Genomic DNA, 8,803 nt, shown 5'->3' on the forward strand with positions numbered 1-8,803 from the left:
GCCCCGGCGCGACGCCACCGTGCCCCCGCCCTTGCGGCGGTTGCGGTCTTCGCCGCCGGCGCGGCCCTTGCCGTCGCCCCGCGCGTCGAGCAGACGCAAACCGCCGCACCCTTGGCGCAGGCAGCCTCGGGCTGGCGCGTGATCCAGGGCGACCTGGGCTTTTCCATCCTGCAGATGGGCACCGAGGTTGAGGGCGGCTTTTCGGACTGGACCGCCGCCATCGACTTCGATGCGGACACCGGCACCGGCCGGGTCGAGGTCACGATCAACATGGACTCGGTCAGGATCGGCACCGTCACCGATCAGGCCAAGGGCGCCGAGTTCTTCGATGTCGCGCAGCATCCGGTCGCCGTCTTCAAGGCCGACATCCGCCCCGAAGGCGACGGCCATGTCGCGCAAGGCACCCTGACGCTGAAGGGACACGAGGTTCCGGTGACCCTGCCCTTCAGCCTGCGGATCACCGACGGCGTGGCGACGATGACGGGCGAAGCCTCGCTGGACCGACGCGACTGGAACATCGGCCAGGGCTACGACAACGAATCCTCGGTCGGCTTTCCGGTCCGGCTCGAGGTCGGCCTGACGGCCCGGTCCTGACGTGATCGTGCACCGGCCCGTGTCATTCCCGCCCATCCTTCCATTGTTTTTCCCCGGCTTTCCGCCAACCATCCCCCATCAACCAAGGAGTATACCCATGTTCAAGACCGCCGCCCTGACCGCCGCCTTCGCCCTTGCCGCAGGCGCCGCCCTGGCCGAGCCGCAGAACTTCCAGTTCGACACGTCGCACAGCCAGGTCGTCTTCGACTATCAGCACCTGGGCTTCTCGACCACCACAGGCATGTTCAGCGGCATCACCGGCACCATTGCCTTCGACGCCGAAAATCCTGCTGCCTCCTCGGTCACGGCGACCTTCCCCGTCGCCTCGCTGATGACCGGCGACAAGGGCCGGGACGAGCACTTCCTGTCCGCCGACTTCTTCGGCAGCGAGGCCGCTGCCCCCGAGGTGACCTTCGTGTCGAAGTCGATCGAGGTGACGGGCGACAACACGGCCCTGATCACGGGCGACCTGACGCTGAACGGCGTGACCAAGGAGGCCGTCCTGGACACCGTGCTGAACCAGCAGGGCAACCACCCGATGGAAAACAAGCCGTGGATGGGCTTCAACGCGACCACCACGCTGAAGCGCAGCGACTTCAACCTGGGCATGTTCGCCCCGGCGGTTTCGGACGATGTCGCCGTCCGCATCTCGGTCGAGGCCATGGCGGCGGAGTGATCCGCGACAATACGTAACATCCGGCCGGGCGCGGTGCCGCCCGGTCGAGCATGCCGATGGCCCTGCGGCGTCGCCTGTCCTGCCCGCTAAGGGCCGCGACGGCGAACAGGCCGATGTCAGCGCCTGACCGACAGTCCGGCGGCCTCGCGGTCCCAGGCCGTGTCGGTGACGCCTTCCTCGCGCAGCTTGAACTTCTGGACCTTGCCGTTCTCGGTGCGCGGCAGGTCGGTGCGCAGGTCCACGAAGCGGGGCACGGCGAAATAGGGCATCCGGGTTTCGCAATGGCGGATCAGGTCGGCGGGATCCAGCATCGCGCCGTCCTTCAGCACGACCGCCACCATCACCTCGTCCTCGGCCAGTTCTGACCGCACCGGATAGGCGGCAGCCGTGGCGACGGCGGGGTGGGACAGCACGCCCTGCTCGACCTCGAAGGACGAGATGTTCTCGCCCCGACGGCGGATGGTTTCCTTGATCCGGTCCACGAAGCGGAAGCTGCCGTCCGCCTCGCGCACCACCCTGTCGCCGGTATGGACCCACAGGTTGCGCCATGTCTCGACCGTGGCCTCGGCCATGCCGAGATAGCCCGAGGCAAAGGCATAGGGCTCGTCCGCGCGCAGCAGCAATTCGCCAGGCATCCCGTCCGGCACGGGGAAATCATCCTGGTCCACGACACGGGCGGCAAAGCCCTTGGCGACGCGCCCCATGAAGCCCGGGTTGACGCTGTCGGCCTCGGTCTGGATGACGTTGTTGGTTTCGGTGGACCCGAAGGCGTCCAGCAGCAGGATTCCGGTGCGGCGCGTGAACTCGGCATGGAAATGGCCGGGGACGCCGGGGGCCAGGGCGATGCGCGTCTTGTGGTCGCGTTCCGCGGGCGAGGCGTCGCGCGACAGCAGCATCGGCACCATGGCGCCCAGAAGGTATGTCACCGTCGCGTCTGATGCGCGAAGCTGGTCGTAATAGCGCGACACCGAGAAGCGTTCCGACAGCGATTGGGTCGCGCCGAAGACCAAGGCCTGGAAAAAGCAGTTCAGCGCGTTGGTGTGGAACAACGGCAGGGTCGTGTGCAGCACGTCGCCGGGTTCGATGCCAAGCTGGCGGCCGGTGGTGATCGCCCACCAGAAGAACTGGCCATGGGGACAGATCACCCCCTTGGACAGCCCCGTCGTCCCCGAGGTGTACAGGATCGAGAACGCGTCCGAGGTCCGCACATCGGCGCAGTCCACCGGTTGCCCCGGCTGCGGCAGCGGCGCGGTGCCCGCAGGCAGGTCGTCCCCGTCCGCATCCAGCACCCACACTGTTTCCAGCGGCAGACCTGTGCGGTCGATGGTGGACAACCCTTCCAGCAGCGCGCGTTCGATGATCAGCACCCTGGCGCCCGAGTTCTGCAGGATGTGCTGCAACTGCAACCCGCGCGAGGCAGTGTTGATCGGCACCGAGACCGCGCCGATCCAGCCGATCGCGGCCAGAAGCTCCAGGAACTCGATCCGGTTGCCGCAGAGCATCGCCACCCGGTCGTGCCGCGCGACCCCGGCCCCGGTCAGCATCCCGCCCCAGCGTGCCGCGTTGTCGCAAAGCTGCGCCGCCGTCAGGTGCCGGTCCCCGATCCGGACGAGCGGCAGGTCCGGCGCCGCATCCATGCGACGTCGCAGCAGGGCCGGAAAGTGGCGGCAGGCCGGTGCGACCTCGGCCTCCAGCGCATCGGCGCGGGCATGGGAGGCAGCGCAGTAGGCGCGCGCGCGGGCAGGCTCCAGCAGATCGTGCTCTGGCAGAAAGGTCGAGTGCTGGGAGGTCATGCCGGTAGCCCCTGTCGATCATATTTCTTCAACCATAAAACATAATGCTGCGCCATCAAGCAATTTTTGCCAGTGCTCCGACATCTGTATGTCGACTGCTATTTTCCATTATTTCGCAGTTTTGCAGCTTAAAGATATGTCTTGCCCATCGCTTCGCATCATCGCAGTATACCTTCAAACACATAATTTATATGGGGGGTTCTTGTGCGGCATGGCTATGATGGCGTTGTTGTCACGACGCCCGTCACCGTTCCCTATCAGCGGTTCTCGCCACACGCGGCGCATTGGTGGGCCGGTGCTGCGCTGCGGGGCTTGGCGGAAGCCTCGGGGATCGCGCATACCGACATGGACGGGCTTTCCGTGGCATCCTTCGGCCTGGCGCCGGACAGCGGCATCAGCCTGACCCAGCATTTCGGCATGTCGGTGCGCCATCTGGACACCGTTCCCTTGGGCGGCGCCTCTGCCGTCGTGTCGCTGCGCCGGGCGGCGCGGGCGGTTCAGGCGGGGGACGCCGACGTGGTGGCCTGCATCGGGGCGGACACGAACACGCCCGACAGCTTCAGGCAGGCGCTTGCCAGCTTCTCGCGCTTCGCGCAGGACGCGGTCTATCCGATGGGCGCGGGCGGGGCCAATGCCAGCTTCGCCCTGTTGACGCGCCACTACATGCGAGCCTTTGGCGCCACCCGAGAGGATTTTGCCCGCATCTGCATCGCGCAGCGCGACAACGCGCTGAAAAACCCGGATGCCCTGATGAAGACGCCGCTGACGCTGGAACAGTACATGGCCGCCCGGCCCGTGGCCGATCCGGTGCACCTGTTCGACTGCGTGATGCCCTGCGCCGGGGCCGAGGCCTTTCTGGTCATGCGAGAGGAAACCGCCCGCGCCCAGGGCATCCCCTTCGCGCGCCTGACCGCCGCGATCGAGGGGCACAACCAGTTCCCCGGCGATCCCGTGCAGGTCCGGGGCGGATGGGCCAGGGACGTGGACGTGCTGTACGGCATGGCGGGCTGCGGGCCCGAGGGGATCGACGTGCTGCAGACCTATGACGACTATCCGGTGATCGTGATGATGCAGTTCGAGGACCTGGGCTTTTGCGCCAAGGGCGAGGGCCCGGCCTTCGTGCGCAGCCGCGACCTGCGCATCGAGGGAGATTTCCCGCACAACACCTCGGGCGGGCAACTGTCGGTCGGGCAGGCCGGCGCGGCGGGCGGGCATCTGGGCCTGGTCGAGGCGCTGCGACAGGTCACGGGCCAGGCAGGCGCTCGGCAGGTGGCAAAGGCGCGGCGGGCCATGGCGCTTGGCTTCGGCATGATCAACTATGACCGCGGGCTTGCCTCGGGCGCCGTCATCCTGGAGGCCGCATGACCATGCCCCCCATGCTTCCGCCCCAGCCGCGCTCCGCCGCCACGCTTGCCCTGGTCGCGCCGGCGGCCGCCGGGCGCTTTGCCCTGCAATGCTGCAAGGCTTGCGGCAACTTCATCTATCCGGTGCGCAACATCTGCCCGACCTGCCTGTCCCAGGACATCGCCGTCACCGACGCACCGGCGGGCGGGCTGCTGCTGTCGGAAACCACCATCCGCATCACCGGCGACCCGTTCTTTCGCGAACGCCCGCCGGTGCGGCAGGGCCTGGTGCGCGCCGATTGCGGCGTGACCATCATCGCGATCCTGCACCGCGACTGCCCGCCCGAGGGCCGCGTCAGGCTGTCGCTGCGGCTGGACCGGGGAGGCAAGCCGCTGCTTCTGGCCTTTCCCTTGCACCCCGAAAGCAGCGAGGTGGCCGACGATCCCAGCTTGCGCGACCTGACCATGGACCCGGCCGCTGCAGCCGCGCATCTGGCGGATCCGGACCGACCGTAAGGCCTACGTTCGTCCGCGGGCTTGATGCCGCCGGACAAGGAGGACCGTCCTAGGGTCGGAACCGGTCGCGCGTGGTCGCATAGGCGGCCCCGCCGACCCGGCCGATGATGTCCAGCACGTCCTGATCGACATGGCCCGCCGCCGTGATCGCGTCCCGGCGCAGGAAAAAGCCGTGGATCGTGCCCAGCACGATGTCGCGCGCCGGTCCAAGCGGCACGAGCGAGTGCAACCGGCATTCCATCGCGACGGGGGCCACGGCAAGGCGCGGCACGGGGATCGCCTGGCCCGGCACGGTGGCAAGGCCCGCCAAGGCGATCTCGTCCACCTCGGGTTCGACCGGGGCGCCGCAGGCGTCCATCTGCGCGGCAAGGGCGGCATCGGCGATGTGGACGGTGAAGGCACCGGTCTCGATGATGTTGCGCGCCGTGTCCTTGCGCCGCCCGTCGGGGCGCGGCTCGATCCCGATGGCGAGGGTCGCCGGATCGTGGCTGAGAAGCCCGAAGAACGAGAAGGGCGCGGCGTTCGCCACCCCCTCGGGGCTGAGCGTGGTGACAAAGGCGACAGGACGGGGCGTGACCGCATTGGCCATCAGCCGATAGCGTTCGGCGGGCGCAATGTCGTCAAAGTCGAAGAAGCGATGTTCCATGCCCCAAGCCGGTGCCACAAGGCCGCGCGCATTGCCAATTCATTCGGCACATGGCGCCCATCGCTTCATTCCTGCCGCGAATGGGCAATATTCGGACAATCAATTTGATTGATAAGGCCCGCCCGTGTTCCCTTGGACAAAAGACGACAGGGAACGCTTGCCATGAATCAACCGATCCGCGCCACCTCGGCCGCGACGCTGACCGATTTCTCGCGCCTGACCGAAACGGCCGAGTTCCGGCACCTCCTCTCCGAGATCGCGGCCCGCACCGACGAGATCGAGGCGGGCCGCCATGTCCCGCGCGACATCGTGGCCCTGATGAAGGCCGCGCGGATCTTCCGGTCCTCCACCCCCAGCCGGTTCGGCGGCGACGCCATGGCGCCTCATCACTTCCTGAAGATGATCGACCGGATCGGCACGGTGGACGGCTCGGCCGCCTGGGTGGCGGCCTTCGGTTCGGCCAACACCTATACCGCCGCCCTGCCCGAAGCCGCGCAGGCGATCATGTATGCCACCGGCCCCGACCAGGTCTTCGCGGGCGGGCTGCATCCGGTCCAGCAGGCCACCCGCGTGGATGGCGGCTGGCGCGTGTCGGGCCGCTGGAAGTTCGCCTCGGGCTGCAAGGGCGCGGACTGGATCGGCGTCGGCATCGCGGGCGTGCCGCAGGGCGCCGAACCCGACGCGCCGCCCACGGTGATGATGGCCGTGGCCCCCGCGTCCGAGGTCGAGATCGTGGAATGCTGGGACGTGTCGGGGATGCAGGGCACCGGCAGCCATGACACGACCGTCACGGACAAGGTCTATCCCGACATGTGGATCTGCGAACGCGGCGCCCCCGGCATCTTCGACGAGCCACTGTATCGCTATCCGGCGATGGCCTATCAGGCACAGGTCCACGCGGCCTGCAACCTGGGCCTGGCGCGCACGGCGATCGAGGCCGCCAAGCAGGTCTCGGGCGCGGCCAAGATCGCGGTGGGCCACGCCCGCCTGTGCGACCGCGCCTATTACCTGTCGGCCATCGCGGAATCCGAGGCCAAGCTGCGGGGCGCGCGCGCGTTCTTCTATGAAGCCGCCGAGGCCGCCTGGGACAGCCTGCTGCGCGGTGATCCTGTGTCGCTGGACGAAAACAACATGCTGCGGCTTTCCGCGTCGAACGCCGCCAAGGTCGGTGCGGAAGTCGTGCAGCGATGCTATACCGTCGCGGGCATGGGGGTGATCGCGAAGTCGAACCCCATGCAGCGTCACCTGCGCGACGCCATGGTCGTCACCCAGCACGCCGCCGTCACCGACATGATCTTCGAGAACGCGGGCCGTGTCCTGGTCGGCCTGGACGCGCCGCGCGGCTATCCATGAACGTGGTTTCATCCATCGCGGGAATGGGGCAGGTTCCGCGCATGAACAAGGGACATGCCGCGCGCTTCGACCTGAACCTGGTCAAGGTCTTCCTGGCGATCTGGGACACCCGCAGCCTGACCGATGCCGGGCAGCGGCTGGGCCTGACGCAGCCCGCCGTCAGCCACGCGCTGCGCCGTCTTCGCCAACACTTCGACGATCCGCTGTTCCAGCGCATCGGCAACCGAATGGAGCCGACCGACACCGCCACGCAGCTGCGCGAGCCGCTGGAAGCCGCGCTGTCGCTGCTGGACCAGACCATCCACGGGGCGCAAAGCTTCGTTCCCGCGCAAAGCCAGCGCCAGTTCCGCATCGCCATGACCGACACGGGAGAGCTGTTCGCGATGCCGCGAATCCTTGCGGCCCTGCAAAGGCACGCGCCCCATGCGGGCCTGTCCTCGGTCAGCATCGACCCGGCCGATACCGAAGGCGCGCTGCGGTCCGGGCAGGTCGATCTGGCGCTCGGCTATCTGCCGCAGCTTGAATCCGCGCGGTGCCGGGGGCGCCTGCTTCTTCGCGACCGGATGATCTGCCTGATGCGCGACGGCCATCCCGCGCAGCACGGAGAATGGACCGAGGCCGCCTTCCAGGCGCTGTCCTTTGTCGATGTCAGCCGCGCCGCCACCGGCTATCACATGGCGCGCAAGCTGATCGAGGATGGCGGCCTGGGCCTGGCCACCCGCGCCCGGCTGGAACATTTCACCATCGTGCCGGATGTCGTGCAGCAGACCGACTACGTCGCGATCTTTCCGCATTCGATCTTCACCCGGCTGCAGCATCGCGGCGGTTTCGTCGCCCGCGACCTGCCGTTCGCGTTGCCGTCCTATGACATCAAGCTGTGGGTGCATGACAGCTTTGCCACCGATCCGGCGCTGCGCTGGTTCGCCGACCTGATCACCGAAACGCTGCATGAGGACCGCTGACATGGCCATCACGACCGACCTGTTCCGCCGATCGATGTCGCTGTTTCCCGGCGCGGTGACGCTGATCACCACCGGCAGCGGCGACAACCGGCGCGGCATCACCGCGACCGCCGTCTGCTCGGTCAGCGACAGCCCGCCCAGCCTGCTGGTCTGCGTCAACCGCAAGTCCGCGACCTGCGACGCCATCAGCGCCACCGGACGCTTCAGCGTGCAGCTGCTGGACGAGGAATCGGACCATATCGCCCTGGCCTTCGCGGGCAAGCTGCAGGGTGCCGACAAGTTCAGCGCGGGCGACTGGACCGACACGGGCCTTGGACAGCCCCGGCTGACCACCGCCCTGGCCTGCCTGTCCTGCCGGGTGCTGACCGAAAGCGACAGTGGCAGCCACCGCATCTTCGTGGGAGAGATCGAGGACGCGGTTCTGGCAGAGGGCGGCGCGCTGGTTTACGCGCGCTCGCGGTTCCACCGCCTGCAGGCGGCAGGCTAGGCGGGCAGCGGCGCCAGCGCGTCGTCGCTGGCCCGTGTCAGATACAGCGCATCCGACCCCTCGATGACAAATGCGAGGCGTCCCAGCCAGACGCGGCTGGCGTCGCGCGTGGCGGTGAAGATGCCCGCCGGCACGCCCGCCGCACTGGCCGCAGCCACCATGCGGTCGATCAGGTCGGACAGCGGCGCGGCCTCGCCCCTGGCATCGCGGTCCACGGCCAGGTCGCCCGGTCCGATGAAGGCCAAGTCGATTCCCGGCACGGCCAGGATCGCCTCGACATTCGCCACGGCTTCCAGCGTTTCCAGTTGCAGGGCGACGACCGTGTCGCGCCGCGCGCGCGCGATGGCGCCCGGAATGTCGCGCAGATAGGCGGCGGCGCGTCCCGGCCCTGCCCCGCGTCCGCCCTCGGGCGCGAAGCGCGCGGCATGAACGG

General features: G+C 68.2%; 10 protein-coding genes. 7 read left to right on the forward strand and 3 right to left on the reverse strand.

What is annotated here, in order from left to right:
- Positions 1-594, forward strand: a 594-nt coding sequence (locus J0F76_RS19135; RefSeq protein ID WP_207471942.1) for a YceI family protein, incomplete at its 5' end; no start/stop codon positions are given.
- A gap of 97 nt (positions 595-691) precedes the next feature.
- Positions 692-1,270 (forward strand): YceI family protein, encoded by a 579-nt coding sequence (locus J0F76_RS19140; RefSeq protein ID WP_207471943.1) that lies wholly within the window; start codon positions 692-694, stop codon positions 1,268-1,270.
- A 116-nt stretch (positions 1,271-1,386) separates the two neighbouring features.
- On the opposite strand, the gene J0F76_RS19145 is transcribed toward J0F76_RS19140, so the two are convergent.
- Entirely contained in the window at positions 1,387-3,063 is a 1,677-nt protein-coding gene (locus tag J0F76_RS19145) for an ATP-dependent acyl-CoA ligase (RefSeq protein WP_207471944.1), read from the reverse strand.
- A gap of 204 nt (positions 3,064-3,267) precedes the next feature.
- Here J0F76_RS19145 and J0F76_RS19150 point away from each other — a divergent pair, with 204 nt between their 5' ends.
- Both J0F76_RS19150 and J0F76_RS19155 read left to right on the forward strand, forming a co-directional pair.
- Positions 3,268-4,428 (forward strand): thiolase family protein, encoded by a 1,161-nt coding sequence (locus J0F76_RS19150; protein WP_207471946.1) that lies wholly within the window; start codon positions 3,268-3,270, stop codon positions 4,426-4,428.
- Positions 4,429-4,430: 2 nt separating this feature from the next.
- Positions 4,431-4,922, forward strand: a complete 492-nt coding sequence (locus tag J0F76_RS19155; RefSeq protein WP_207471948.1) for a Zn-ribbon domain-containing OB-fold protein — start codon at positions 4,431-4,433, stop codon at positions 4,920-4,922.
- 49 nt (positions 4,923-4,971) lie between these two features.
- On the opposite strand, the gene J0F76_RS19160 is transcribed toward J0F76_RS19155, so the two are convergent.
- Positions 4,972-5,568, reverse strand: a complete 597-nt coding sequence (locus J0F76_RS19160) for a flavin reductase family protein (RefSeq protein WP_207471950.1) — start codon at positions 5,566-5,568, stop codon at positions 4,972-4,974.
- Positions 5,569-5,730: 162 nt separating this feature from the next.
- Here J0F76_RS19160 and J0F76_RS19165 point away from each other — a divergent pair, with 162 nt between their 5' ends.
- From J0F76_RS19165 to J0F76_RS19175, 3 genes are read left to right on the forward strand one after another with little or no spacing between them, the layout of a single operon-like run.
- The gene (locus tag J0F76_RS19165; protein ID WP_207471952.1) at positions 5,731-6,921 is read left to right on the forward strand and encodes an acyl-CoA dehydrogenase family protein; all 1,191 of its coding nucleotides are present in this window, start codon (positions 5,731-5,733) and stop codon (positions 6,919-6,921) included.
- Between the two features lie 41 nt (positions 6,922-6,962).
- Positions 6,963-7,883 (forward strand): LysR family transcriptional regulator, encoded by a 921-nt coding sequence (locus tag J0F76_RS19170; protein ID WP_207471954.1) that lies wholly within the window; start codon positions 6,963-6,965, stop codon positions 7,881-7,883.
- A 1-nt stretch (position 7,884) separates the two neighbouring features.
- On the forward strand, positions 7,885-8,370 hold the full coding sequence (locus J0F76_RS19175; RefSeq protein WP_207471955.1) for a flavin reductase family protein: 486 nt from the start codon (positions 7,885-7,887) through the stop codon (positions 8,368-8,370).
- Here the strand turns inward: J0F76_RS19175 and J0F76_RS19180 are convergent.
- Positions 8,367-8,803: aldolase/citrate lyase family protein (locus J0F76_RS19180; RefSeq protein ID WP_242690441.1), on the reverse strand; the 437-nt coding region annotated here is incomplete at its 5' end. The genes J0F76_RS19175 and J0F76_RS19180 overlap by 4 nt on opposite strands.

The organism is Paracoccus fontiphilus (assembly GCF_017356265.1).
Lineage (GTDB): Bacteria > Pseudomonadota > Alphaproteobacteria > Rhodobacterales > Rhodobacteraceae > Paracoccus > Paracoccus fontiphilus.

Excerpts from the sequence above, each read along its gene's own strand:
- J0F76_RS19140 (WP_207471943.1), top strand. The coding sequence starts at position 692 with ATGTTCAAGACCGCCGCCCTGACCGCCGCCTTCGCCCTTGCCGCAGGC.
- J0F76_RS19160 (WP_207471950.1), bottom strand. The coding sequence starts at position 5,568 with ATGGAACATCGCTTCTTCGACTTTGACGACATTGCGCCCGCCGAACGC.
- J0F76_RS19175 (WP_207471955.1), top strand. The coding sequence starts at position 7,885 with ATGGCCATCACGACCGACCTGTTCCGCCGATCGATGTCGCTGTTTCCC.
- J0F76_RS19165 (WP_207471952.1), top strand. The coding sequence starts at position 5,731 with ATGAATCAACCGATCCGCGCCACCTCGGCCGCGACGCTGACCGATTTC.
- J0F76_RS19145 (WP_207471944.1), bottom strand. The coding sequence starts at position 3,063 with ATGACCTCCCAGCACTCGACCTTTCTGCCAGAGCACGATCTGCTGGAG.
- J0F76_RS19155 (WP_207471948.1), top strand. The coding sequence starts at position 4,431 with ATGCCCCCCATGCTTCCGCCCCAGCCGCGCTCCGCCGCCACGCTTGCC.
- J0F76_RS19170 (WP_207471954.1), top strand. The coding sequence starts at position 6,963 with ATGAACAAGGGACATGCCGCGCGCTTCGACCTGAACCTGGTCAAGGTC.